At 43.3% G+C, this 26,004-nt stretch carries 22 protein-coding genes; 17 read left to right on the top strand and 5 right to left on the bottom strand.

Annotated features, from left to right (window positions below; translation table 11 throughout):
* The first annotated feature begins 192 nt into the window (after nt 1-192).
* Entirely contained in the window at nt 193-1,317 is a 1,125-nt protein-coding gene (locus ACRRSY_RS22905) for an ISAs1 family transposase (RefSeq protein WP_432464099.1), read from the top strand.
* Nucleotides 1,318-1,492: 175 nt separating this feature from the next.
* Here ACRRSY_RS22905 and ACRRSY_RS22900 read toward each other — a convergent pair whose 3' ends face one another.
* Nucleotides 1,493-2,581: a PKD domain-containing protein gene (locus tag ACRRSY_RS22900; RefSeq protein WP_432464098.1), complete on the bottom strand. Its 1,089-nt coding sequence runs from the start codon at nt 2,579-2,581 to the stop codon at nt 1,493-1,495.
* Nucleotides 2,562-4,001 (bottom strand): PKD domain-containing protein, encoded by a 1,440-nt coding sequence (locus tag ACRRSY_RS22895; RefSeq protein WP_432464097.1) that lies wholly within the window; start codon nt 3,999-4,001, stop codon nt 2,562-2,564. Before ACRRSY_RS22895 ends, ACRRSY_RS22900 begins: the two co-directional genes overlap by 20 nt.
* A 168-nt stretch (nt 4,002-4,169) precedes the next feature.
* Here ACRRSY_RS22895 and ACRRSY_RS22890 point away from each other — a divergent pair, with 168 nt between their 5' ends.
* Nucleotides 4,170-5,123: a helix-turn-helix domain-containing protein gene (locus ACRRSY_RS22890; protein ID WP_432464096.1), complete on the top strand. Its 954-nt coding sequence runs from the start codon at nt 4,170-4,172 to the stop codon at nt 5,121-5,123.
* 481 nt (nt 5,124-5,604) lie between these two features.
* On the opposite strand, the gene ACRRSY_RS22885 is transcribed toward ACRRSY_RS22890, so the two are convergent.
* Both ACRRSY_RS22885 and ACRRSY_RS22880 read right to left on the bottom strand, forming a co-directional pair.
* Nucleotides 5,605-6,513: a response regulator transcription factor gene (locus ACRRSY_RS22885; RefSeq protein ID WP_432464095.1), complete on the bottom strand. Its 909-nt coding sequence runs from the start codon at nt 6,511-6,513 to the stop codon at nt 5,605-5,607.
* On the bottom strand, nt 6,510-9,893 hold the full coding sequence (locus ACRRSY_RS22880) for a hybrid sensor histidine kinase/response regulator (protein ID WP_432464094.1): 3,384 nt from the start codon (nt 9,891-9,893) through the stop codon (nt 6,510-6,512). Before ACRRSY_RS22880 ends, ACRRSY_RS22885 begins: the two co-directional genes overlap by 4 nt.
* 294 nt (nt 9,894-10,187) lie before the next feature.
* Between ACRRSY_RS22880 and urtA the strand changes: the two genes are divergently transcribed.
* The 10 genes from urtA (at nt 10,188) to ACRRSY_RS22830 (ending at nt 19,968) form a co-directional block, all read left to right on the top strand.
* Nucleotides 10,188-11,450 carry an urea ABC transporter substrate-binding protein gene (gene urtA / locus ACRRSY_RS22875; RefSeq protein WP_432464093.1) on the top strand — a complete coding sequence of 421 codons (1,263 nt, stop codon included), beginning with the start codon at nt 10,188-10,190 and terminating at the stop codon, nt 11,448-11,450.
* Between the two features lie 63 nt (nt 11,451-11,513).
* Complete coding sequence (gene urtB / locus ACRRSY_RS22870; RefSeq protein WP_432455263.1) at nt 11,514-12,440, top strand: urea ABC transporter permease subunit UrtB; 927 nt, start codon at nt 11,514-11,516, stop codon at nt 12,438-12,440.
* 11 nt (nt 12,441-12,451) lie between these two features.
* Nucleotides 12,452-13,636 (top strand): urea ABC transporter permease subunit UrtC, encoded by a 1,185-nt coding sequence (gene urtC, locus ACRRSY_RS22865; RefSeq protein ID WP_432464092.1) that lies wholly within the window; start codon nt 12,452-12,454, stop codon nt 13,634-13,636.
* Nucleotides 13,623-14,375 (top strand): urea ABC transporter ATP-binding protein UrtD, encoded by a 753-nt coding sequence (gene urtD, locus ACRRSY_RS22860; RefSeq protein ID WP_432464091.1) that lies wholly within the window; start codon nt 13,623-13,625, stop codon nt 14,373-14,375. The genes urtC and urtD overlap by 14 nt, the downstream gene beginning before the upstream one ends.
* A gap of 11 nt (nt 14,376-14,386) precedes the next feature.
* Nucleotides 14,387-15,076, top strand: coding sequence for an urea ABC transporter ATP-binding subunit UrtE (gene urtE, locus ACRRSY_RS22855; protein ID WP_432464090.1), 690 nt, complete (start codon nt 14,387-14,389; stop codon nt 15,074-15,076).
* A gap of 38 nt (nt 15,077-15,114) precedes the next feature.
* Nucleotides 15,115-16,350 carry a formamidase gene (gene fmdA, locus ACRRSY_RS22850; protein ID WP_432455267.1) on the top strand — a complete coding sequence of 412 codons (1,236 nt, stop codon included), beginning with the start codon at nt 15,115-15,117 and terminating at the stop codon, nt 16,348-16,350.
* Between the two features lie 12 nt (nt 16,351-16,362).
* Nucleotides 16,363-16,719 carry an FmdB family zinc ribbon protein gene (locus ACRRSY_RS22845; protein WP_432455268.1) on the top strand — a complete coding sequence of 119 codons (357 nt, stop codon included), beginning with the start codon at nt 16,363-16,365 and terminating at the stop codon, nt 16,717-16,719.
* Between the two features lie 266 nt (nt 16,720-16,985).
* On the top strand, nt 16,986-17,549 hold the full coding sequence (locus ACRRSY_RS22840) for a GbsR/MarR family transcriptional regulator (protein WP_432455269.1): 564 nt from the start codon (nt 16,986-16,988) through the stop codon (nt 17,547-17,549).
* Between the two features lie 26 nt (nt 17,550-17,575).
* Nucleotides 17,576-18,967, top strand: a complete 1,392-nt coding sequence (locus tag ACRRSY_RS22835) for a cytochrome ubiquinol oxidase subunit I (protein ID WP_432455270.1) — start codon at nt 17,576-17,578, stop codon at nt 18,965-18,967.
* Entirely contained in the window at nt 18,964-19,968 is a 1,005-nt protein-coding gene (locus tag ACRRSY_RS22830; protein ID WP_432455271.1) for a cytochrome d ubiquinol oxidase subunit II, read from the top strand. The genes ACRRSY_RS22835 and ACRRSY_RS22830 overlap by 4 nt, the downstream gene beginning before the upstream one ends.
* Before the next feature lie 96 nt (nt 19,969-20,064).
* Here the strand turns inward: ACRRSY_RS22830 and ACRRSY_RS22825 are convergent, their stop codons facing one another.
* Entirely contained in the window at nt 20,065-20,385 is a 321-nt protein-coding gene (locus ACRRSY_RS22825) for a heavy metal-binding domain-containing protein (RefSeq protein WP_432455272.1), read from the bottom strand.
* Nucleotides 20,386-20,739: 354 nt separating this feature from the next.
* Here ACRRSY_RS22825 and mioC point away from each other — a divergent pair, with 354 nt between their 5' ends.
* The 5 genes from mioC (at nt 20,740) to ACRRSY_RS22800 (ending at nt 25,817) form a co-directional block, all read left to right on the top strand.
* Complete coding sequence (gene mioC / locus ACRRSY_RS22820) at nt 20,740-21,177, top strand: FMN-binding protein MioC (RefSeq protein WP_432464089.1); 438 nt, start codon at nt 20,740-20,742, stop codon at nt 21,175-21,177.
* A gap of 373 nt (nt 21,178-21,550) precedes the next feature.
* On the top strand, nt 21,551-23,440 hold the full coding sequence (gene mnmG, locus ACRRSY_RS22815) for a tRNA uridine-5-carboxymethylaminomethyl(34) synthesis enzyme MnmG (RefSeq protein ID WP_432455274.1): 1,890 nt from the start codon (nt 21,551-21,553) through the stop codon (nt 23,438-23,440).
* Nucleotides 23,441-23,449: 9 nt separating this feature from the next.
* Nucleotides 23,450-24,076: a 16S rRNA (guanine(527)-N(7))-methyltransferase RsmG gene (rsmG, locus tag ACRRSY_RS22810; protein WP_432455275.1), complete on the top strand. Its 627-nt coding sequence runs from the start codon at nt 23,450-23,452 to the stop codon at nt 24,074-24,076.
* Nucleotides 24,077-24,087: 11 nt separating this feature from the next.
* Nucleotides 24,088-24,879 carry a ParA family protein gene (locus ACRRSY_RS22805; RefSeq protein WP_432455276.1) on the top strand — a complete coding sequence of 264 codons (792 nt, stop codon included), beginning with the start codon at nt 24,088-24,090 and terminating at the stop codon, nt 24,877-24,879.
* 17 nt (nt 24,880-24,896) lie between these two features.
* Nucleotides 24,897-25,817 (top strand): ParB/RepB/Spo0J family partition protein, encoded by a 921-nt coding sequence (locus ACRRSY_RS22800; RefSeq protein ID WP_432455277.1) that lies wholly within the window; start codon nt 24,897-24,899, stop codon nt 25,815-25,817.
* The last annotated feature ends 187 nt before the right edge of the window (nt 25,818-26,004 follow it).

The raw sequence follows: 26,004 nt of genomic DNA, 5'->3' as shown, positions 1-26,004 counted from the left end.
AAAAACTTACACCTAGAGCAAACAAAACGAGAGCTTTACGGCTTATTTATGATTACGGTTATACTGTGGATTAACACCAAATGAGTCAGAACGAAGATCAGGGTGAGATCGCGAACGTTTTTTGAGCAAGCACAAGCTATGTGACCTGAACCTCAAGCTGTGATCTTATACTCCCTTTTTCGGGAGCCCTCCATGACTATCGACGTATTTTTTGAGCATTTCGCCAGCATTAAAGACCCTCGTCAAAGCGCTAAAGTAAGCTATCCGCTGTTCGATGTGCTGTTCCTTACCGTATGTGCAACTATTGGCGGAGCCAAAGGTTGGGAGGATATCGAAGATTTTGGTGAAGCCCACTTCAGCTGGTTACGTGAAAAGGGCCTGTTTGCTTCAGGCCTACCAGTACACGATACCATTGCTCGGTTGATTTCACGGCTTGACCCATCGCAGTTTCAGCAGTGCTTCAGCAAGTGGATGTTAGCGGTGAGTGAGCAAACCGGTGGGCAGCTAATTGCAGTAGACGGCAAGGTGCTCCGCAGCTCCTACAGTCGGGATGACCGCAAGTCTACGATACACATGGTCAGCGCGTTTGCCACCGCCAATGGTGTCGTAATGGGGCAAGTAAAAACCGATGCCAAATCCAACGAAATTACCGCTATCCCAGAGCTGCTCAATGCACTAGAGCTCAAGGGGGCGCTTGTATCGATAGATGCCATGGGTTGCCAAACCAATATCGCAAAAACCATAACAGACAGAAAAGCGGATTACTTGCTGGCAGTAAAAGGTAATCAAGAGTCACTCTATAAAGCTGTGCAAGCTCAACTGAAACCCGTAATTGATGACCCCATTGTATGTATAGAGAAAGGCCGAGGCCGCAAGGAGGCGAGAGCCTATGCGGTGCTGCCTGCCAACGAGCTGGCGAAAGAGTTCGCGCATTGGCCAGGGCTGAAAACGCTCGGTGTTGCAATGGGTTATCGCATGGCAACTAACGGCAAAGAGTCGCTAGAGTACCGCTACTACATCAGCTCGGCAGAGTTGAACAAAGAACAATTCGCTGATGCAGCGCGAGGCCATTGGGGTATCGAAAACAGCCTTCACTGGGTGCTTGATACATCGTTCAACGAAGATGACTGCCAAATCTACCGAGAGAACGCTGCTGAGCTTTTGGCGATTATCCGCCATATAGCACTGAACCTGCTGCGACAGGAAAAGGATAAAAAGGCCAGTATCAGACGAAAGCAAAATATCGCGGCAATGAATACGACTTACCTTGAACAGGTACTATCGGCAGGATTCTCGCGGGATGAGAGCGAAAAGTAACCATTCACGCTCTCACCCTGGAACGAAGATACTGGCTGCGTATAAAACTGTGGCCAATATTGCTTGACCACTTTATCTTTATGGAAGAAGTATCGAAGAAAAATGTTCTGATTTAGTTGCACAAAACACTCTCCCGATTACTTAGCATTACGTTATTACTGTACCATTACATATATTAACGGCGGGTCATCACGACCTGAAATGGGATTTTCCCATTGTTCGTTGTAGCCTCCATATTAATAGTATTTTGATTTACAAACTCGACTTCACGTATGAAGTAAGTACTACCAAAGAATGCTTGCATACCATTTAAAAAAGTCGGCTCTGAAATTACTCGATCCGCTTCATACCCTGTGGTGCTACCTCCTATAGCGTAAGCTCCTGAATACTGACAATCGGGTATTTCTAAACCATTATCTGAAACATAACTCAAAAAGTGACGGCCATCGAAATAAGACCAAGTAGCAATACCTCGCTCTTCTTTACCTGGGCAATGAGCAGATTCAGCCAGGTAATTCCACTCACCTTGAACAGAAATTCTTTCAGCGTTAACATGAATAACTTGTTTATACGTACTAGTATTTCCGTTGTCATCACTTAAGGTAAGGCTGACCTCATAATCCCCAGAAGCCTCAAAATCATAAATGATCATTGACTTACTCTGTTCGATGGGCTGTCCATCAACATACCAAGTAAAGGTCGGAGATGAGTCTTGAGCATAAGTAGATGGACTTGCGTCAAAACTAACGGTTAAACCCTGAGGAGAGTATCCGAAGATAGCCACTGGACTCTGAATAGTAGATACATCCACAAGAGAAACTCCATCCCATGTGAGATAATAATCTACCTTTTCATTTAATGGGTTTAGAATCGATGCATAAACAGGGACCACATCATTTGCAGAGTCAAAAGCGGTTTTAGCCCAACCCACAGGGGTCAAATTGGCTACCGTGTCTGCTGCTGATTTTACACCTTGTTTTACCAACACGCTGCTCAACTTCTTACCTCCGCTAATAGCGATGCTTCGGCAACTATCATCCGTGATTAAAGTTTCAACTATGCTGGGGGCAGAGTACTTTGCAAAGGCCAATATTTGCCCTGAAGCCCCATCGGTATCACTGTCTGTGTATAGATCAACACCATTTGCTACATTTATTGCACAAGCGAGAGTATCACGCAAAGTTGTAGTGTCAGTTGCAAGATGATCAATATATTTTCCTACTTCACTCAGATCTGAAGCGATATTAATAGCTGAAATAGCCAAGTGAATAGTATTCAAAAAAACGGGCTAACTTAGCTTGCGAAGTAGAAAAGTCAGAACTGAACATATAGCGTTGGATATGCACATTAGTGATATTTGGCCCCAACTCACCTAATGTTAGTTTACGATAAGCAGCCCCTGAATTAATTAATTTTTGAATAATAGTACTGTTACGAGGAACAACAAACCAATCAACCAGTGCATTACCGTTATACATTTCTAATACATAGTGAGCCATATTTGGATTAGCAACCGCATAAATGCCCTCTTCGTCTAAAGCTGTAGCCAAAAATGGGGGGGTAGTTGTATCACTTAGTAAATTTGTATACTTATCTGCAGAAATATACCCAATGAAAGATCCTGGGGAAAAGGCCATTGCTACCATTTTTAATGTGTCACTATATGACATATCCGGTATTGAATCTTGTAAACCTTGTGCATCTCCATACCAAATCCAAGGTTGATGAGCGGACCAAGGACTACAGAGGGGAGAATAACAGTAAAAGTCATTCTTAATATCGACATTCAATGGGGCAATACGACTACTTAAGTATTGTGGTTCTGATTTGAGCAATGTGGTAACAGCTTGATTATTTTCAATCTTAAGATCTTGTGCTATCGAGCGAATTAAACTTAACTCATCGTCATATTCCATTAATCGATCAAGGTAATTCTTGTCTATTTCCTGCAATGCATCCAAACGTGACACTAAAGTTTCGAAATCATTATGGCTAATAATGAAGTTTGTTATGTCTTGGTCAATTAAAAATGGGGAATAACCTGCAGATGACGCTATAACCACAATAGCACTAGAACGATTACTAAACTCTAAAGAATCAATACCATTGCCTTGAAAATCCCCTTCATTATTTGCAGTGTTTAAATAGATAGTTCCATCATGATCAGTAGCTTGAACCAGCGATGGATTATCGCTGTCTATAAGTTCAAGCTCTGAAGATACAGCCGAAGAAAAGCTAATTACCGTTGGGTCAATGCTAGTATTACCAGCAGGCAACTTCAACTTGCCTTGCACTGCAAGATGTTCTGTTATTGTTGGATTAACCACAACCTTAACCTTATCACTGCTCACAGAGCCTCGGTTATCAGTTGCTGATATTTTAAATACCAACTCACTAACGGTTTCAACAAATGGCGCTTCAAAAGCCTTATTACCATCAGCGTCGTTGAACAAAACTACAGGAATGCCAGCACTTTGCTCCCAGTCTAAAGTGACAATATCACCATCTAGATCACTAACGGAGGCTTTTAGTGTTACTAAGCTTAACTCTTGAACCTGCTGGTCTTCACCTGCACTAACTACAGGGGGTGTATGACCAAGCTCTTCACTCCCCCCTCCCCCACAACCCGAAAGAAGCAAAATAAACAGACAGCCACCCATCCACCCTTTAATTTCCATATTCATATTCATCCTTGTTCATATTTACAATTACTTAGGCTAAACTTAACCCGCAAGTGATTTACAGATAAATAGGACATTTGTCCTTAAGTTTAAAATTCAATTAAAATCAAACACCTAGAGCATAAGAGTTAAGTCCAGCTATCGAAATTTCTGGTTTTATAAGGCTATCTAATGGAATGGAATCCTAAGCTAAGCGATGTTATCACCCACTTATATCAGCATAGTGCTTCACTGGAGTTGACCCAATTCAGAAGCTTTGTTTTTACAACTGTCCAAGAACTACTTCAATTTGACTCTGCAATATGGATAAATATTTCCAGAATTCGTAAACCGATAGATAAATTTGATACCTTCCTTTTTAATCAACCTCCAGAGATGATCAATAATTACCACAAAGTAATCTACAATTTAGGCCTTAAAAATTTATTGTTTGAACAAGCGATAAAAATGGAAAACTTAGCGGTTAGTTCTCAAGCCTCGACGATCCCTGAACTGTATGAGCAACACTGTAAACCTTTTGGTCTAGAACAAGGTTTGACTACAGTACGTAAAGGAATTTTTAATGGTGTGTATTCAATTATCAGCCTATACAGAAACAATGTACTAGCACCTTTTTCAGAAGAAGATAGGCAGATGCTACAATGGCTTGCACCACATTTTGTGGAAAGCTTTAGACAAAACCTGATCCATAATTTTAAAAACCCTCAATTTGATCATTGTTATAATGCTATTTGTGATAGTCATGGCGTATTTGTTGAGAGTCAAACAGGCTTTGTTGAACGCCTTGGTCAATATGTAAATAGTTTTCGATTTTTAAGCCCTTTTAACGAAGATATTGATCCGGAAAAAGTTAATACAATTACCCTAAGTAACAGTATTAATATTGAAGTGCGTAATATTCAGGGTCTATTCCATTTACAAGTGGCTAAACTACAGGCTTCAGCAAAATTAAGTCCTAGAGAACAACAAATCACGGCTGAGTTAGTTCGAGGTTTTCCTGATAAAATCATAGCTAACAACTTGAATATAAGCTCAAAAACTGTACGAAACCAACTCAGTGACATCTACAAAAAACTACACGTACGTAGCCGTGCTGAAGCTATCTCATTACTGCTTTCAAGCTAGCAATAATAGATATTTTTTCTTATCTGCTACAAAGCCATTTGAGAAGCTCAAACCACTACTTAAAATTACTTAACTGGCCTATGACAATCTATAAACTGAACCCTAAACATGACCTTTATTTATTACGAAAGTATCACGATCAAACGACTATATTCTATTAGATAAGTAAACTTGGGTTTAGGCTCTTTTTATTATTTTGGTGGCGTTGTTCGTTTAGGATGTAGTCATCCTAAGCTATTGCGCTATTTAGCCTGTTACCTAACGAACAAGAATATCTAGCCTAGTCATTTTGTTTAACGCTCCTACACTTGCCATCATCTCGCCCACTTAAGCGTTGTAATTCCATAAATTCAATTTTCCACCTATCAGTTGTTTATACCGATACATGACCGTCGATGCTGACCGCCACCTCCGCTTAGTTGTATACGCTCGAAAGGATTAAATTATTGTTCGATTTGATCTGCAAAAACTAAAAAACCAGTTAACGCTGATTCAAGTATTCAAGGCAAATCGCAGCGGCGGTGGTGCGATTTTCAACGGCTAACTTTTGAAATATTGGCTCTAAGTGTTTGTTAACCGTGCGCGGGCTCATCGACAAAATCTGCGCGATTTCTCGATTGGTCTTGCCTCTGGTTAACCAAAGCAATACTTCAGATTCTCGCTCGGTTAACTTAAAACGCTGACGCAATGACTCTCGCACACTCACGTCATCATCATTGATAATCCGTAGTAAGTGCTCACCTGGTGCAGACTCACCTAAATACCTAACTTTTAATGATATATTGAACTGATAAATCGTCAACAAACTATGTTTATCAGGCATCAATGATAACCAGTCCGCTAACTGTTGATTAAGTTTTGACGATTCAAGACTGGCAGCAATCCCTGCACTTTGTAATAAATCCTTCGCCTTAGAGCTGGCCCAGACAATATGGCTATTCAAATTAAAAGTAAATGTTGCCTGAGCTATCTCTTCTAATACACTATGGGCACTGCGAGTTAAACGCGAATTCCCCAGATGAACTTTAATTCGTGCGAATAACTCCTCTAACTTGATTGGTTTTTGAATATAATCAACACCACCAGATTCCAGCCCCTTTACCACCGATTCACTGTCACTTAAACCAGTCATAAAAATCACTGGCACATCACTTAATTGTTTATTTTGTTTTAATAATAAGCATGCTTCAAAGCCGTCCATATTGGGCATAAGGGCATCCATTAACACCACATCTGGTACCATTCGGGCAGCAATATTTAAAGCCTGTAATCCATCCATAGCAACCAGCACCGTATACCCTTGGCTGACTAAGGCTGTATTTAACATAGCTAAAGACTCGGTAGCATCATCGACCACCAAGATAATTCCTTTTGACTCCTCGCGACTCATTGTGCCAGTGCCTTTTTACAAATAAGTTGAATATTAGAAAACTGATAGTTCGCCAATTCGGCCCTTAACGAGCGAACCAAAGCACTATCTTGTTGTTGTTTGTCTAAGCTAATCAGCAACTCTTCAATACCCTGCACAAAACCAAGCTGGGCCATATCGACAATTTGTTTTAAGGGCTCAACGCTTGCCGAAGCTATCGCTTGTTGCACGGGAACCGCAGGCGGCGCTATCACATGAGCTGGCTGCGACGTGGCATAGCGCCATTGAAGATTGAGTATTTCCGCTATTTTGTCTAACAGCAAATAGTCACGAAGTGGCTTCGCTAAATAGCCATTATATAGGGCAAGCTTATCCGCTCTATCAATATACTCACTGGGTAGCGTTTCGGTGGCATCAGCAGAGACCATAATCACTGGCGTAGTGATAGCTCGGTCTCGCAAGCGCTGTAATAACTGCCAACCATTCATACCCGGCATCGAAATATCTAATAAATATAAGTCGATATAAGCATGACCAAGATGATTGAGGCAGGCATAAGGGTCAACCGCTTCTAAAACAACAAACCCCAAAGGACTGAGAATTTCGACCACTAAGCCGCGATGATTGGCATCATCATCCACCACCATCACCGTTTTACTTTCACCTTCAATGGCAGCGATTTTTCGAGGCCTGAGTAGCGGTCGCACTGGGCTATCGATACTAGATAACATCAAACTCAGTTTAAAAACACTGCCTTGCTGAGCCTTGCTACTTACATTGAGATCTCCGCCCATAATATCGGTCAATAGTTGAGTGATAGTTAAACCCAAGCCAGTGCCCGGACTATGGGCCTGTCCCGGCTTACGTACCCTCTCAAAAGGACGAAAGATACGTTCAAGATCTTGCTCATCAATCCCAAAGCCGGTATCACTAATGGTAAATTCGGCCACTTGGTTTCGATAACGTACTGCAAATGATACCGAACCTTGAGCGGTAAACTTGACGGCATTGGATAACAAATTAATTAAGATTTGTCGTAAATGGGTTTCATCGGAGGTCACCCATTTTGGTAAATAGCGGCTAGGATGATAGTAAAACTCAATCCCTTTCTCTTTCGCCTGTAAACTAAACATTGCCACCAAATCATCCAGTAAATCGGCAATCGCAACCTGATCTCGATGTAGTTCTAAACGCCCCGCTTCTATTCTTGAAATATCTAATAAACCTTCGATGATATCGGCAAGATGTTCACCACTTCGTTTAATCAAAGCCACCTTACTAAGATAGGGCGTGGCTAAATCATGACTATTTTCTAATAGTTGAGCATAACCGAGGATTGAGTTGAGTGGCGTCCTTAGCTCATGACTAATGCTGGTTAAGTAGCGGCTCTTCGCCTGATTGGCCGACTCGGCAGTTTCTTTGGCTTGCTGTAAAGCCAGATCGGTGGCTTCGTGAGCGGCAATTTCTCGGCTTAACAGTTGCGTCTGGCGTTTTGATTCATCTAAAGCAAATTGACGACTGTCGTTGGCTAATACAAATAACCAAACCAATACCCCAACAATGATCATCAATAGAAAAAACACCTGACTCAGAGTTCCCGACACCACCAACTGAGTCGTCATATCATCACTGGGGATCCGTAAGTACACCAAATAGAACAAACCCGCGACCAAGGATGCAATCAAAAACATCAAGCCCGAAAAATGTAATAAACGAGTATTCATTAACGAAGATACCGACTTGGGTAAAACTAAGGCCACAAACTGGCTTAGTTGCTGAGCGAAACGAGCATTGCTTTTACATTGGTCATGACAACGCGCATCAAGGGTGCAGCATAATGAACATATCGCGCCCCCGTAGGCAGGGCAGAAAGCCAGATCTTCCGGTTCGAAATTATTTTGGCAAACGGTACAATCGGTTTGTTTAAGCGCGGCCAAATTGGGTTCGCGAGCGAGGTAATAACGCCCTTTGGTTAAGATAGCAATGAGCGGAGAACAAACAAAAGCCACGCTTAAACCTATAAATGGCGATAAGGATTGAGCCAAAGCGCCTAAGTTTCCGCTATAACAATAAATACCAATCAACGATGCCAGTAACATCGACCCAACTCCCACTGGGTTAATGTCATAGAGATGGGCTCGTTTAAACTCAATGTATTTAGGACTTAAACCAAGCGGTTTATTAATCACTAAATCGGCAACCAAAGCGCCAACCCAAGCGACCGCCATATTCGAATAAATCCCAAGCGTATCTTCTATCGCCGCATAAATACCCAACTCCATAATCAACAACGCAATAATCACATTAAAAACCAACCAAACCACCCGTCCCGGATGACTATGAGTTAAACGAGAAAAAAAGTTAGACCAAGCAATAGAGCCAGCATAAGCGTTTGTTACATTGATCTTGAGCTGGCAAACAATCACAAAAATGCCCGCTAAAGACAACGCAACCAAAGGCTGAGAACTCACATAAGAGAAGGCAACCTGATACATCTGGATCGGATCATCGGCCACTCGGGGGTCAACCTGTGCATCAAGCGCCAACACCACCAAAAAAGTTCCCATTAAAACTTTAATCGCGCCAATGATTACCCACCCCGGACCCGCACTAATCAAGGCGAACCACCAATAAAAGGGTTTACGCTTGGTTTTTTCTGGCATAAAACGTAGAAAATCGACTTGCTCACCAATTTGCCCCATTAAAGAGAACAATACCCCCGCCGCTGCACCAAATAAATGCAAACTAAAACCATCATCGGTAACTTTCTGGTGACGGCCGCGGTAGTGAGTCCAACTGTCTACCGATGACCATTCATTCCATAAAATAAACACAAAAGGGGTCAGTTGCAGCACGATCCATAAAGGCTGAGTCCATAGGTGAAAGCGACTGATAAAAGTGATGCCATGCGTCACCAACGGAATCACCAACACAGCACAAAGTAGATACCCCCAACTCACAGGGATCCCAAACAGCAAGTCCAAGGCCGAAGCCATAATGGCCGATTCTATGGCGAAAAAAATGAAGGTGAATGACGCATAAATTAGCGAAGTAATGGTTGAACCAATATAACCAAAACCCGCGCCGCGGGTCAGTAAATCAATATCCACCCCGTAGCGGGCAGCATAATAAGAAATAGGAATGCCACAGCAAAAGATAATCGCTGAAACAATCATGATAGCGGCTAAGGCATTGGTGAAGCCATAATTCAACATAATCGCCCCACCAATCGCTTCCAAAGCTAAGAAAGAGATCGCACCAATGGCAGTATTAGCAACGCGAGCCGCCGACCACTGGCGGGCCCGCTTCGCGGTAAAACGTAAGGCATAATCTTCTAAGGTTTGGTTCACTACCCAACGGTTATAATTCCTCCTCACCTTAAATACATGCTGGTCTTTCATCCCTGACTAACTCCAAGCACTTGGTTAAGTTCTATTTTAAGCACGAATCAAGCCTATACATCTTATCTTAATATTTAAATAATCAACAAAATCAGTAAGTTATTATGTTCTCTATAAATATTATTTGCGCCTAGGCTGTCACTCTGACCCTAACCCGATGCGCTCCGCATAACCATGCGTTAAATGACGTAGTTGCCTAGGGTGATTAGCTCATTACCCTCCCGCAATAAGTTTTGCATGATGGCTCTACCGCCAAATCTCGGTAAAGCATCCACCACATATAGGGATATCATTATGCAAAAAACCACCAACACAGGCCTACGTACACACTTACGTCGCCAACTACTCAAGGGAATGCTGGCGCTGCCCGCTGCGATGCTGGTTTCTCAGCTCAGCTTAGCGGCAAACCCCGCTACCGATGTCATTAACACCACGGGGCTCGCCGTGACCGATGACACGGTAAAGGTTGGGATCTTACATTCGGTCACCGGCACTATGGCGATCAGTGAAACAGGATCGGTTCAGGCTGAAATGCTTGCGATCGAACAGATTAATGCCATGGGCGGCATACTCGGCAGAAAGATTGAATATATTCAAGAAGATGGAGCTAGTGATTGGCCAACCTTTGCTGAAAAATCTAAAAAACTACTGGTAAGAGACAAAGCGGCGGCTGTATTTGGCTGTTGGACATCAGCCTCACGTAAAGCTGTATTACCCGTATTTGAGCAATATAACGGCATGCTTTACTACCCGACTTTTTACGAAGGTTTAGAGCAGTCACCCAATGTCATTTATACGGGCCAAGAAGCCACGCAACAAATTATCGCAGGAATTGACTGGGTAACAAAAACCAAGGGCGCGAAAAGCTTCTTCCTACTCGGCTCTGACTATATCTGGCCCCGCACTTCCAACAAAATTGCCCGCAAACACATCGAAAAACTCGGCCTAAAAGTCGTAGGCGAAGAGTACTATCCGCTCGGTCATACCCAATTTAACTCAGTGATAAACAAAATTAAGCTGAAAAAACCCGATGTCATTTATGCCATCGTTGTGGGTGGATCCAATGTCGCTTTCTACAAACAATTGAAAGCCGCCGGGATCGATATGACCAAGGAAAAACCATTGGTTCTCACAATTTCAGTAACCGAAGATGAAATTCTGGGAATTGGCGGTGAAAACATTCAAGGCGCTTATGCCGCAATGAAATACTTCCAAAGCCTCACCAATCAAAACAACCAACAATTTGTTGCCGCCTTTAAAAAACGCTGGGGAGATGACATTGTCATTGGCGATGTGACTCAAGCCGCTTATCTAGGCCCTTGGTTATGGAAGGCCGCCGTAGAAAAAGCAGGGTCTTTCGATATCGATAAAGTACGTGAAGCTTCACCGGGGATCGAGCTTACCACCGCCCCAGAAGGTTATGTACGAGTTCACCCTAACCATCACCTTTGGTCAAAAACCCGAATTGGTCATGCCAAAGCAGATGGCCAGTATGACATCGTTTATGAGACCGATGAGCTGATTGAACCCAATCCATTCCCTGAAGGTTATCAGTAAAAACTCATGGCCTGTGTCAACAGGCCAACTTCTGTTTTCGCAAGCGTTCACGAGGGATTTGCTATGTTTGCCGATTATACCAGTGCAGAACTCACCGCTATTTTTGCTATGCAAGGATTTGCCGGTCTAATTCTATTTTCTGTTTTTGTTCTTATGGCCTTAGGCCTTGCCATCATATTCGGTCAAATGGGTGTGATTAATATGGCACATGGCGAATTTATGATCCTAGGGGCCTATATCACCTATTTAACTTCGCAACTGTTTACTCACTATTTTCCCGGACTATACGACGGCTATTTCTTGGTCGCGATGCTGTTCGCCTTTATTTGCACAGCCGCCTTAGGTGCGCTGGTGGAATGGGCCATGATCCGCCACTTATACAAACGCCCATTAGATACCTTACTTGCCACCTGGGGCTTAAGCCTGATCCTACAACAAGTTTATCGCACCGTATTCGGCGCCCGAGAAGTCGGCGTGAGTCTACCCGATTGGCTGATGGGCTCTTATGCCATTACCGACATCATCGAAGTCCCGATTAATGGGATCTTCGTAATGGGTCTAACTATCGTGATTACCTTTGGCGTTTACCTACTAATGCAAAAATCATCTTTAGGTAAGCAAACCCGAGCCGTAGTCCAAAACCGAGCCATGGCTGGTGCCGTCGGGATTAATACCGAAAAAGTGGATCGTTATACCTTTGCCCTAGGCTGCGGTATTGCTGGTATTGCTGGCTCAGCCTTCACCATGGTCGGATCGACAGGCCCAACCGCTGGACAACAGTATATTGTTGATACCTTTCTAGTGGTGGTATTTGGCGGCGCTTCCAGCCTGCTCGGCACTGTTGCTTCGGCATTTACCATCTCTCAAGCCCAATCCACCATGGAATTTTTCCTCAGTGGTTCGATGGCTAAAGTTCTCACCTTATTGACCGTGGTTGGCATTCTGATGCTCCGTCCCCAAGGTCTGTTTTCATTGAAAATTCGTCGCTAGGGAGAGTCACCATGTTCACTCCAATAGAAGCTCAAACCGAGCACAATCGAAACCGTATCGCATGGTGGCAATACCTGCTACTGGCTGCGCTTATCTTGATTATCTTACCGCTATGTTTAGATGCATTTCGGTTAAATTTAGTCGGTAAATACCTCACCTATGCCTTTGTCGCACTGGGCCTAGTTTTATGCTGGGGTTGTGGCGGTATTTTAAGCCTTGGCCAAGGGGTGTTTTTTGGCTTAGGCGGTTATTGCATGGCCATGTTCTTAAAACTAGAAGCCTCCAACCCGGAAGCTACGGCCATCCAATCTACACCGGGTATTCCAGATTTTATGGATTGGAACCAGCTCACCGAATTGCCATGGTTTTGGCAACCCTTCCACAGCTTAAGCTTTACCCTGCTAGCCGTAATTGCAGTACCGATGTTATTTGCTTTTATCATTGGACTTGCAATGTTTACCCGCCGCGTCGGTGGGGTGTACTTTGCAATTATCACTCAGGCTATTGCCGCCATCCTCAGCATATTAATTATTGGCCAACAGGGTTATACCGGCGGAGTGAATGGGATCACCGATCTACGGACATTTTTGACTTGGGATATTCGCAGTGAATCAGCACAGACCCTGTTGTATTTCGTGAATGCAGCTTTGTTACTCGCGTGTTTATTTATCGCCTTATACATCAAAAATTGTAAGTTGGGCCGCTTACTGGTTGCGATGCGAGAGAAAGAAGATCGAGTTCGTTTCTCTGGTTATAACGTGGCTAATTTCAAAATTTTTATCTTCTGTATCGCTGCGGCTTTCTCGGCAATTGGTGGCGCCATGTTCACCCTTCAAGTGGGTTTTATGTCGCCTTCCTTCGTTGGCATTGTGCCCTCGATTGAAATGGTGATTTTCTGTGCGGTGGGCGGACGCTTATCACTACTGGGAGCGATTTACGGCACGCTTGTAGTGAACTTAGCCAAAACCACTTTCTCTGAATCCTTCCCAGAGCTGTGGTTATTTGCCATGGGCGCTTTATTTATCGGCGTGGTGTTAGCTTTTCCCGATGGTTTAGCCGGACTCTATCAAAGTTACATCCATCCTTGGTTAAGCCGCTTTCGTCAGCGTCAACCTGTTGCACTTGAGTTGATTGAGCCTGCTCCGCCAAGCTCTGAGCCTACAGATATAGAGGAGCGTCGAAATGTCTCAGCCTAATAAGAAAGACTTTGTTCTCAGTGTTGAAGGCCTCAGCGTTTCCTTTGATGGATTTAAGGCTGTCGATGACCTATCGCTATATGTAGAAGAGCAAGAAATTCGGGTGATTATTGGCCCCAATGGTGCCGGAAAAACCACCGTTTTAGATTTAATCTGTGGCAGAACTAAAGCCACCGATGGCTCGATTAAATTTAAGCAACAAGAGTTAACCAAACTGAAAGAGCATCAAATTGTCCATGCGGGAGTTGGTCGCAAATTTCAAAATCCTTCCATCTATGAAGATCTCAGCGTATTCGAAAACTTAGAAATATCTTATCCACGGGGTCGCAATGTATGGGGAGCATTAACCTTTAAACGAGACCAAGCGGTAACAGATAAAATTAAAGAAATTGCCGAAATGGTATACCTCAGCGACAAACTCCACCAGCAAGCCGACTTACTCAGTCATGGCCAAAAACAATGGTTAGAAATAGGCATGTTGCTGATCCAAGATCCAGAACTACTGATGCTCGACGAACCCGTCGCTGGCATGTCGGTGGCCGAGCGTAAACAAACTGCCGAGCTACTGCAAAGCATCACCAAGAATCGTTCGGTATTGGTGATCGAACACGATATGCAATTTGTCGAAGACATTGCTGACCGAGTCACCGTATTGCACCAAGGCAAGGTCTTATCGGAAGGCTCAATGCAGCGGGTGAAAAATGATCCCAAAGTCATTGAAGTCTACCTTGGCCATTAAGGAGAACAAGCATGCTCGAGCTAACTAATTACCACGTTGCCTATGGCCAAAGTGAAGTGATATCCGATTTGAACTTTTCACTCAAGGCGAATGAAATTGTCGCGATTTTAGGCCGTAATGGCATGGGCAAAACCACCCTCATGAAATCACTGATCGGAATCATTCCCAGTCGCAGCGGTCAGCTAAAGCTGGCTGGCAAAGAACTGTGTCATAAAAAGAGTCACCAGCGAGTGGCTGCTGGTTTAGGTTTTGTGCCCCAGGGACGAATGATTTTTTCCACGATGACGGTACAAGAGAATATCGAAACGGGTTTAACCACCAGCAATGCCAAACGGGTACCGGACGACCTCTATAGTACCTTTCCGGTGTTATGGGAAATGCGCCATCGACGCGGCGGTAATTTATCAGGAGGACAGCAACAGCAACTGGCGATAGCCCGCGCCTTAGCCAGTAATCCCAGCGTATTGCTATTGGATGAACCGACAGAAGGGATCCAACCTTCAATCATTAAAGATATGGCTAAAACCCTCAAACAGATCCGTGATCAACGCGGCTTATCAATCGTAGTCTCGGAGCAGGTACTGAGCTTTGCCCTTGATGTTGCGGATCGCATCTTAGTTATCGAAAAAGGAAAAATCGTTCACGACGTTCAGCGTGATGAAGTAGATGAAAACCAAGTCGCCGCCTATTTGTCGGTGTAAAGGCAATACATGGAAATTGATACTCAAGGAGAATAACCATGGCACAAACAATCATTAAAATAGATCTAAAACAATCCGCCTACGACAATGAAAAACTGCATAATCGCTGGCATCCAGATATTCCCATGGCGGCAATGGTAAAACCGGGTGACGACTTTATTTTAGAATGTATCGACTGGACTGGCGGGCAAATAAAAAACAATGATGATGCTTCCGATGTTCGAGATGTCGACTTATCTCAGGTTCACTTTTTATCGGGTCCTGTGGGGGTTACGGGTGCCGAGCCTGGCGATCTCTTAGAAGTTGATATTCTCGATATTGGCACCTTTGATGATTCACAATGGGGTTTCAACGGCTTTTTCTCGAAACAAAATGGTGGAGGCTTCCTTGATGAACACTTCCCTGAAGCACAAAAATCTATCTGGGATTTCAACGGCATGTTTACCAAGTCTCGGCACATTCCAGGAGTTGAATTTGCAGGCTTAATCCACCCGGGCCTGATTGGCTGTTTACCCTCGAAAGAGATGTTAGACGTCTGGAACAAACGGGAAAAAGAACTATTTGATACCAACCCCGAGCGGGTACCAATGCTGGCCGCCCTTCCCTATGCACCAACGGCTCACATGGGAAAAATGAAACCCGATCAGGCGAAAGTCGCCGCCGAAGAAGCAGCCAGAACCGTGCCCCCCCGTGAACATGGTGGTAACTGTGATATTAAGGACTTATCACGTGGCTCAAAAATCTACTTCCCAGTTTATGTTAAAGATGCAGGTTTATCGGTGGGTGATTTACACTTTAGCCAAGGCGATGGTGAAATCACTTTCTGTGGGGCCATTGAAATGGCAGGTTGGATCCATCTTCGCGTCAATTTAATCAAAGATGGCATGGCAAAATACGCGATTAAAAACCCCATTTTTAAACCCAGTCCAATTACACCTCGCTACGATGACTATCTGATTTTCGAAGGCATCTCGGTAGATGAACATGGCAAACAACATTATTTAGATGCCAATGTGGCCTATCGTCAAGCTTGCTTAAACGCCATCGAATACCTGAAGAAATTTGGTTACAGTGGTGCTCAGGCCTACTCTTTACTCGGCACAGCACCAGTACAAGGACATCTCAGTGGCGTGGTCGATGTGCCAAACTCTTGCGCAACCCTCTGGTTACCTACCGACATCTTCGAGTTCGATATAAAACCCAACGCCGAAGGTCCAACAAAATATTTAGATGGCAGTGTCGATATGCCTTTAGCCCCAGATCTAGATAAATAAGAGAGGTGAACCATGCCTGTTTATGACTATAAATGTGCCGAACATGGCGCATTTTACCAACTTGCTGCCTTAGACGACTGCGCTAAACCGGCCGCTTGTCCACAGTGCAATCAGTTAGCACCAAGGGTAATTATTTTGCCGCCAACAGTATTAGATATGGCCGCAGAAACCAAGCAGGCGATCGCCCGCAACGAACAAGCAAGACATGAACCGCAACATTCAACCATTGATAGCCGAGCAGAAAATACTGAACGCTTAAAAAAAGGCTGCGGCTGTCAGCATCACAAACGAGGTGCTTCAAAACTATTTTATACCGCCAAGGGAGAAAAAATGTTTCCTTCCATGCGTCCCTGGATGATCAGCCATTAAATAAGCAGAAGATACTAAACATTCGCACTTAATCGCTGAAACCGCATAAAACCCTAAATTATCTTTTAGGGTTTTTCTTCAACGATTCAAATCAGTAGCCGAAAAACCTCAAATAAAAATCAGCAACAACAATTTCCCTCAAAAATCTTTAACCCAGCGCAAATTTTAGAATAGACACTCATTTAAAACCAAAAAGATTGACTTAAATCAATTTTAATATAAGGTTTCAGCGTTTTCTGAAAGTTCAATAATAAGGAATCGGCCCGATGCAATTATCAGAGAAGAGCCAGGCTTTTGTACTTCATTTTGGCGAAATGGGCAGTCGCTGGGGCTTTAACCGCACCGTTGGACAAATTCTCGCCTTATTGGTGATCAACCAACAGCCCTTGCATGCCGAACAAATTATGGAACAACTTGGGATTAGCCGAGGCAATGTAAGCATGGCCTTAAAAGAGCTGCAATCATGGCGCCTAGTTAAATTAAGCCATCAAGCAGGCCAGCGCCGAGAGTTTTTTACCGCTGCGGGTTCAATTTGGGAGATGGCTAAAACAGTATTTGAAGAAAGAACTAAGCGAGAAGTAGATCCAACCCTGTCGCTGTTACGTTCTAATTTAATCGACCCTCCAGAAAATGAAGCGGATCGCTATACCCAACAAAAAATGGCTGAAATCCATGACTTGTTGGAATTAATCACGCAATGGTCGAATACCTTAAACAACATGAGCCCCGAGACTCTACAAAGTTTGATGAAAATGGGTTCAGGAATTAGCAAGATTATTGAATTAAAAGACAAAATCGTTGGTAACAATGGAACTGGCACCAACCCGTAAATTATTAACCTTCGATGAGGCAAACCATGTTTGATGCCCTGATATTATCCAGGATGCAATTTGCAGCCAATATTAGCTTTCACATCCTATTTCCAACCATCACCATTGCGATGTGTTGGTTTTTAGTATTTTTTAAAGTTCGCCACGATATGACTGGTAAGCCAATTTGGATGCGAGCCTACCGTTTTTGGGTGAAGGTTTTTGCCTTATCCTTCGCCATTGGTGTGGTCAGCGGGATCACCATGTCTTTTCAATTTGGCACCAACTGGCCAGGTTATATGGAAACCGTGGGCAATATTGCCGGACCACTGCTTGGCTATGAGGTACTAACCGCCTTCTTCTTAGAAGCAACTTTCCTCGGTATCATGCTATTTGGTATTAAACGGGTTCCCAATAAAATTCATACCTTAGCCACCGTGCTGGTGGCGATTGGCACCAGCCTATCGGCATTTTGGATTTTAGCGCTGGATTCCTGGATGCAAACCCCAGCAGGCTTTGAAATGCGTGATGGCGTCGCTCACCCCACCGATTGGCTCGCGATTATTTTCAACCCATCATTCCCCTATCGACTCACCCATATGTTGATAGCTTCGGGACTCACCGCATCTTTCTTTATAGCTGGTATTTCTGCTTACCGAATCCTCAAAGGGGATGTGAAAAAAGCCCCTCGACTCACCTTAAAAGTAAGTTTACTGGTGGCCGCGGTGTTAGCACCAACTCAAGCAGTGGTTGGTGATTTTCACGGTTTAAACACCCTAGAACATCAACCAGCAAAAATTGCCGCGATGGAAGGTATTTGGCATACCGAGAAAGGCGCACCACTACTGCTATTTGCATTGCCCGATAAAGAAACCCAAACCAACAAATATGCCATCGCTATTCCCAATTTAGCCAGCCTCATTTTAACCCATGACTTAGAGGGTGAAATTAAAGGGCTAAATGAGTTTGAAAATAACCATCCCCCAGTAGCCCCAGTGTTCTGGGGCTTCCGGGTCATGGTCGGCATGGGCTTATTGATGATCGCCCTCAGCTGGTTTAGTAGTTATTGCTTGCTCCGCCGAGGCAAACTCCCTAACTGGACCTTAAAGATCTTAGTTGCTACCACCTTCTGTGGTTGGGTCGCCACCCTCGCTGGTTGGTATGTCACTGAAATAGGTCGCCAACCGTGGTTGGTCACCGGAGTACTTCGCACCGAAGACGCTGTCACCAGCCTACCTGCGGCAAATGTAGGTTTTTCATTAATCATGTATTTAGTGGTTTACGCCTTCTTGTTGTGGGCCTACATCCATACCCTATTATCGATGGCACGTAAGGCTGTCAAAGTAGAAGAGTTTGAAACTAGCTCACCGCAGGCCGATGCCAGTCTTAGCCATATCGAGCCAAATTTAGAGAATCACAAAGGGAGTAGCAAAGTATGATTGATGCATACTGGTTAGCCATTATCTTTATTGGCCTGATGGGGCTCTCGGTATTGGTCTACGCTATCTTGGATGGCTACGATCTTGGGGTTGGTATTTTACTGCCATTAGGCGAAACCGACGAAGCCCAACGCGATACCATGATAGCTTCGATTGGTCCATTCTGGGATGCCAATGAAACCTGGTTGGTATTAGCAATCGGCATTTTGCTGATTGCTTTTCCGGCTGCACATAGCATCGTGCTTTATCACCTTTATATACCGGTCGCAATTATGTTGATCGGACTTATTATGCGTGGTGTCGCCTTCGACTTTAGAGCCAAGGCAGCCATCGATTATAAGCTCGCTTGGGATAGAACCTTTAAAGCCGGCTCAATTCTCACCACCATTGCCCAAGGTTATATGTTAGGCCTCTATGTGATGGGGTTTGAAAATAGCATCAGTGCTCATCTGTTTGCCTTGCTCAGTGGCCTTGGCGTCACCGCAGCTTATAGCTACATAGGTTCAGCGTGGTTGGTAATGAAAACAGAAGGTGAATTACAGCAGCGCGCGGTAAGATGGGCAAAAATCACTGGCCGACTTTGCTTTATTGGCGTTCTAGCGGTTTCGCTGGTGAATCCGCTGGTCAATCCAGGGGTATTTGATCGTTGGTTCGACTTCCCCTTGGTCATGTTTGTATTATTGATCCCGGTCGTATGTTTCGCTGCCTTTATCTTCAACGATATCTTGCTAAACCGCTTACCCAAAGCCAATGATCGCCACTGCTGGCTACCATTTATGCTGGTCATGTTAATCTTCTTGCTGTGTTTTAGCGCACTTGGCTTTAGCTTCTTCCCCTATGTGGTTCCGGGACAAATGACTATTTGGCAGGCCGCTTCAGCCCCCGAATCTTTAACCGTGATTTTACTGGGTGCGGTCGTAGTCGTGCCGATTATTTTAGCCTATACCGCGTTTTCTTATTGGGTGTTTAGAGGTAAAGCCACCTCACTTAACTACCATTAACCATAAAAATTTATACCTTCAATGATGTAAAGAGCGCCAATGGCGCTCTATTTTTATATCCAAATAAATCATCGATACTCACGACCAACAAGCGAACTATTCAGCCTTAAGTTTCACCGCCGTACCAAATACCATGATTTCTGAAGAACCATCCATGATAGCGCTCGTAGTAAAACGGATCCCCACCACTGCATCTGCGTCTTTTTGCTGAGCGCTTGCCACTAAGCGTTGTACAGCTAAGTCTCGCGCTTCACTCAGCATCTCGGTATAGCCCTTAATTTCTCCTCCAACAATACTTTTAAGGCCCGCCATGATATCGCGACCAATATGTTTAGCCTGCACTACATTGCCCGTAACAATACCAAGTATGACCTCAATTTCACGGCCAGGAATGGTTTCCGTCGTTGAATAGATCATTTACCCTCCTTTCATTCGACCCCACTTAATAAAGCTAAAGCATAAAGCGTAATGATGCGAGTAATGCAGCATGCTATTGGTATCTGTTATCACTTTTCTAAAAGATCAACATCCGCATTTGTCACCCAAATACCTTCCTTAAAACAGTATAAAAAGTAAGGATCACTAAATTGTGAATAATACTTACCCACAAACAATAAAAGGGATCATCCCTTATAGCGCTTATTTCTAATGTTCAATAACTTTAAAGTGATAAAAACTATCAACAACTCACTCACAACTAATCCGCAACTAGTTAATCAACCAAAGATCAAGTTACAATAGCCAAACCGTTGTGGATAAACAGGATGTAAAATGGATATAGAAATAATCGTGGGATCAACCTTAGGTTCAGCTGAATACGTCGCCGATGAATTAGAAGCCTTATTAAGTGAACAACATAAGGTCATCATCCATCTAAATGCAGAGTTTTCTGAATTAAAGCCTCACGCGCTGTGGCTTATTTGTAGCTCGACTCATGGTGCTGGCGATATTCCAGACAATTTACAACCCTTTTATCAATATTTACTCGAACAACAGCCAGATCTTTCCGAAATTAGCTATGCTGTTATCGCGATCGGCAGTCGTAGTTACGATACCTTTTGTGGAGCGGGAAAAAAACTTGATCAACAACTGGAAAAATTAGGCGCAAAACGCTTAAAAGATCGCTTAGAAATCGATGTCGATGTCGATCCTGTGCCTGAAGAACCCGCTGTTGAGTGGCTAAACTGCTGGAAAAACGAACTGATCTAAAATTATTTCCTGTGGATAAGCATAGTGATTAGCTCTTAATTAACTACACTGATTCCTATGGATAACTTTTGAATGATTTTATTTGTGGATAACTAGCATTTTAGATCCCAGCTTGTCCCCTGTTTAGATCGGGTTCTGCTAACAAGATCTGATCTGATCTAAGTGAATGATCCAATTCATAAAAAATGACTTATCTACAGATCAAGGTGATCCTAATAGTAGATCTAATAAAAGATCTTTAAAGAAAGATCTTATATATATATTTATAGAGATCCCTTATAGATCTAATTCTGATCTAAGCATTCCCTTATCGACGCTTAACCAGTAAAATGCTGCACCCTTTGGGGATCTGGCAGGTTTGAGGTATTAAGAAATGTTCTATAAACAACAATACGACGTAATAGTAATCGGTGGTGGTCATGCTGGTACCGAAGCTGCTGCAGCTGCAGCCCGTATGGGACAAAACACTTTATTACTTACTCACAACATTGAAACTCTGGGTCAAATGTCTTGTAATCCCGCTATTGGGGGGATTGGTAAAGGCCATCTAGTGAAAGAAATAGATGCCTTGGGTGGTTTAATGGCTCAAGCAAGCGATTTAGCCGGGATCCAATTTAGAACACTTAATTCTTCCAAAGGACCAGCAGTTCGAGCGACTCGTGCTCAAGCCGATCGAATGCTTTATCGAGCCGCGATCCGACATCGCTTAGAAAACCAAAAAAATCTGACGATCTTCCAACAAGCTTGTGATGATTTGATCGTAGAAAACGATCAAGTGGTTGGTGTTGTTACCCAAATGGGATTGCGCTTACGTGCTCGCAGTGTCGTGTTAACCGTAGGTACTTTTTTAGGTGGTATGATCCACATCGGCCTAAATCATCACTCCGGTGGTCGTGCAGGCGATCCACCATCGATTGCACTAGCACAACGCTTACGTGAATTACCTCTCCGAGTCGATCGTCTAAAAACCGGCACCCCTCCTCGTATTGACGCTCGTAGCATTGACTTCTCGGTCATGCAGCCTCAACCAGGTGATAATCCGACGCCGGTATTTTCGTTCATTGGTCAAGCCAGCGATCATCCGCAACAGATCCCTTGTTATATCACCCATACCAATCAAGCAACGCATGACATTATCCGTGGTGGTCTTGACCGTAGCCCAATGTTTACCGGCGTAATTGAAGGTGTAGGGCCACGTTACTGTCCTTCAATTGAAGATAAAGTAACTCGTTTTGCCGATAAAAGTTCTCATCAGATCTTTATTGAACCAGAAGGGCTAACAACCCATGAAGTTTATCCTAATGGGATCTCAACCAGCTTACCCTTCGATATACAGGTTGATTTAGTTCATTCAATGAAAGGTTTAGAAAATGCCCATATCACCCGTCCAGGATACGCCATTGAATATGACTTTTTTGATCCTCGAGATTTAAAACAAAGCTTAGAAAACAAATACTTAAAAGGATTATTCTTTGCTGGTCAAATTAATGGGACAACTGGTTATGAAGAAGCTGGTGCGCAAGGCTTAATTGCTGGCGCAAATGCTGCGTTATTTGCTCAAGGTTTAGATAGTTGGGCGCCACGTCGCGATCAAGCTTATATGGGCGTACTAATTGACGACTTAGCAACTTTAGGCACCAAAGAACCTTACCGGATGTTTACCAGCCGAGCCGAATATCGTTTATTATTGCGCGAAGATAATGCAGATGTACGTTTAACCGAACAGGGCCATCAACTCGGCTTGGTTGATGAACATCGTTGGCAGTTATTTAATATCAAAATGGAAGCCGTTGAATTAGAACGCCAACGATTAAAAGATACTTGGGTACACACCAATTCAATCCAATTAGATCAATTAAACCCTTTATTGAAAAATCCGATTACTCGTGAACATTCTTTAGAAGAATTGATCCGTCGCCCTGAACTCAGTTATGAGAAATTAATGGGGATTGAAGGTTTTGGTCCCGGTTTAGCCCAACAAGATGCGGCCGAGCAAGTAGAAATTCAAATCAAGTATGCGGGATACATCAAGCGTCAACTTGAAGAAATTAAGAAAACCCAAAAACACGAAAATACGCTTTTACCGCTCGATCTCGATTTTTCAAAAATTAGTGGGCTATCCAATGAAGTTGTTGCTAAATTGACCAATGCACGACCTGAAACCATTGGCAAAGCAGCGCGAATTTCGGGGGTTACACCGGCGGCGGTTTCGTTATTATTAGTTTATTTGAAAAAACACGACTTAGCGCGTAAGTCGGCTTAGGATGATCGGGTGCTAAAATCACGTCTTGTAGGCCTATTGGCCCAAACTCAGTTACAACTGACAGAATTACAAATAGAACAATTGGTCTGTTTGGTTGAACAACTTGATAAGTGGAATAAAGCTTATAATCTCACTTCAGTGAGAGATCCCATGGAAATGTTAGTTAAACACATCTTAGATAGTTTAGTGGTTAGTCCTCACTTACAGGGGAAACGCTTTATTGATGTAGGGACCGGTCCGGGATTACCTGGCTTACCCTTAGCAATCATTAATCCAGATAAGCAGTTTGTTTTACTCGACAGTTTAGGTAAGCGAATCACCTTTATTCGTCAGGTATGCCATTTACTGAAGCTAAAAAATGTGACTGCGGTGCAAAGCCGAGTCGAAAATTATCAACAAAACCTAGAATTTGATGGTGTAATAAGCAGAGCCTTTGCTTCTTTGCACGATATGTTGAACTGGTGTTCTCACTTACCTGCAAATAATGGTAAATTCTATGCCTTAAAGGGCTTAGTGCCCGAACAAGAGCTAGAAAGTTTACCTGAAGGTTGCCATTTACACCGTATTGAAAGTTTAACGGTTCCCGAACTTGAAGGTCAGCGACATCTAGTTATTATTGATAAAACCAATTCTTAGGCGAAAATATTGTGGGTAGAGTGATTGCGGTAGCCAACCAAAAAGGTGGCGTAGGGAAAACAACCACTAGCGTGAATTTAGCAGCCTCAATGGCAGCCACTAAACGTAAAGTATTGTTAATCGACCTTGACCCACAAGGCAATGCAACCATGGGCAGCGGTGTTGATAAATATGATGCACCAAAAACAGCCTATGAATTGTTGATTGACGAAGAGCCGATCGAACAGGTCGTAATTAAAGAAACCAGTGGTTTTTTCGATTTAATTGCCGCTAATTCAGATGTGACCGCCACTGAAATTAAACTCATGGAATTTTTTGCCCGGGAAGTCCGTTTACGTAATGCATTAGCTCCTGTGCGTGATTATTACGACTATATTTTTATCGATTGTCCGCCTTCATTAAACATGCTCACCGTGAATGCAATGGCAGCTGCTGATTCAGTATTAGTCCCAATGCAATGCGAATATTACGCATTAGAAGGTTTAACTGCCCTGGTTGACACTATCAGTAAGTTGGCCTCGGTAGTGAATCCTGATTTAAAAGTAGAAGGTATTCTACGTACCATGTTTGATCCACGTAATCGCTTAGGTTCTGATGTTAGTGATCAGCTTAAACAACATTTTGGTAAAAAAGTTTACCGTACAGTGATCCCTCGAAACGTACGTTTAGCCGAAGCGCCTAGCTTTGGTAAACCAGCCATGTATTATGATAAAACATCAAGTGGTTCTAAGGCTTACCTTGCATTGGCCGGAGAGATTATTCGTCGCCATGAAGAAGAAGCACAAACGATGGCCCTGGATTAATGAGTATGGATAAAGACATGTCAGCGAGAAAACGCGGTTTAGGTAAAGGTTTAGATTTATTACTAAGTACCAGTAATAATGCTCGTCAACGTCAGGTTGAAGAAGATACGAAAGCCGATACTAACCAACAAACTGTCGATGATAATCGTGGTGATTTACGTCGTTTACCCATCGAATTGTTGCGGCCAGGTAAATATCAACCTCGTAAAGATATGTCAGCGGAAGCCCTGGAAGAATTAGCGCATTCCATCGAAGCGCAAGGGGTGATTCAACCGATTGTAGTTCGTGCAGTCGGTGACAATCAGTTTGAAATTATCGCCGGTGAGCGCCGCTGGCGAGCCTCGCAACAAATTCATTTACATGAAGTTCCATGTTTAATTAAAAATGTGAGTGATGAAAACGCGGTTGCTATTTCCTTAATTGAAAATATTCAACGTGAAGATCTGAATGCTATGGAAGAAGCGGTGGCCTTAGACCGTTTAATGAATGAGTTTGAACTGACTCATCAACAAGTGGCTGATGCGGTTGGTAAATCTCGTACCACAGTGACCAATTTATTACGTTTAAATAGTCTCGATGCCGATGTGAAAATTCTGTTAGAGCATGGCGATATAGAAATGGGCCATGCTCGTGCGCTATTAGCCTTAACGGGAGAAGTTCAGGCTGAAACCGCGCGTAGTGTTGCTGCTAAAGGTTTAACAGTTCGTGATACAGAAAAATTAGTGAAGGCGGTTCTCAATCCCAAAGAACCAAAGGCACCTGCTAAGGTCGATCCCGATATTAGTCTTTTAGAACAACGAATTAGTGAGCGTTTGGGGGCAGGGGTAAAGATCCAGCAAAATAAAAAAGGCCAAGGAAAACTAGTGATCGACTATGCTAGCTTAGATGAGTTAGATGCTATTTTGGGGCTTTTCATCGACTCGGATGAAACACTTTAGTTTTTATAAACTAATTTGTGCCACAAGTCTTTGATCTTGGTTACCTATGTTGCATATTTAAAACACTATATTTCACCTTTAGCTGACCAAACTATCTGGTTTGTAACATAAAAATTAACAATAACCATATTTTGTTTATATAAGCTGTTACGAATTAGTGAATTGAACGCGGCTTCTGATTGCAAAA

The organism is Agarivorans sp. QJM3NY_33, assembly GCF_050870865.2.
GTDB lineage: Bacteria > Pseudomonadota > Gammaproteobacteria > Enterobacterales > Celerinatantimonadaceae > Agarivorans.
This window is presented reverse-complemented; position numbering and strand designations above follow the sequence as displayed.

Coding starts and splice junctions, on each gene's coding strand:
- ACRRSY_RS22905 (WP_432464099.1), top strand. CDS start 193: ATGACTATCGACGTATTTTTTGAGCATTTCGCCAGCATTAAAGACCCT.
- ACRRSY_RS22895 (WP_432464097.1), bottom strand. CDS start 4,001: ATGAATATGGAAATTAAAGGGTGGATGGGTGGCTGTCTGTTTATTTTG.
- ACRRSY_RS22890 (WP_432464096.1), top strand. CDS start 4,170: ATGGAATGGAATCCTAAGCTAAGCGATGTTATCACCCACTTATATCAG.
- ACRRSY_RS22885 (WP_432464095.1), bottom strand. CDS start 6,513: ATGAGTCGCGAGGAGTCAAAAGGAATTATCTTGGTGGTCGATGATGCT.
- ACRRSY_RS22880 (WP_432464094.1), bottom strand. CDS start 9,893: ATGAAAGACCAGCATGTATTTAAGGTGAGGAGGAATTATAACCGTTGG.
- urtA (WP_432464093.1), top strand. CDS start 10,188: ATGCAAAAAACCACCAACACAGGCCTACGTACACACTTACGTCGCCAA.
- urtB (WP_432455263.1), top strand. CDS start 11,514: ATGTTTGCCGATTATACCAGTGCAGAACTCACCGCTATTTTTGCTATG.
- urtC (WP_432464092.1), top strand. CDS start 12,452: ATGTTCACTCCAATAGAAGCTCAAACCGAGCACAATCGAAACCGTATC.
- urtD (WP_432464091.1), top strand. CDS start 13,623: ATGTCTCAGCCTAATAAGAAAGACTTTGTTCTCAGTGTTGAAGGCCTC.
- urtE (WP_432464090.1), top strand. CDS start 14,387: ATGCTCGAGCTAACTAATTACCACGTTGCCTATGGCCAAAGTGAAGTG.
- fmdA (WP_432455267.1), top strand. CDS start 15,115: ATGGCACAAACAATCATTAAAATAGATCTAAAACAATCCGCCTACGAC.
- ACRRSY_RS22845 (WP_432455268.1), top strand. CDS start 16,363: ATGCCTGTTTATGACTATAAATGTGCCGAACATGGCGCATTTTACCAA.
- ACRRSY_RS22840 (WP_432455269.1), top strand. CDS start 16,986: ATGCAATTATCAGAGAAGAGCCAGGCTTTTGTACTTCATTTTGGCGAA.
- ACRRSY_RS22835 (WP_432455270.1), top strand. CDS start 17,576: ATGTTTGATGCCCTGATATTATCCAGGATGCAATTTGCAGCCAATATT.
- ACRRSY_RS22830 (WP_432455271.1), top strand. CDS start 18,964: ATGATTGATGCATACTGGTTAGCCATTATCTTTATTGGCCTGATGGGG.
- ACRRSY_RS22825 (WP_432455272.1), bottom strand. CDS start 20,385: ATGATCTATTCAACGACGGAAACCATTCCTGGCCGTGAAATTGAGGTC.
- mioC (WP_432464089.1), top strand. CDS start 20,740: ATGGATATAGAAATAATCGTGGGATCAACCTTAGGTTCAGCTGAATAC.
- mnmG (WP_432455274.1), top strand. CDS start 21,551: ATGTTCTATAAACAACAATACGACGTAATAGTAATCGGTGGTGGTCAT.
- ACRRSY_RS22800 (WP_432455277.1), top strand. CDS start 24,897: ATGTCAGCGAGAAAACGCGGTTTAGGTAAAGGTTTAGATTTATTACTA.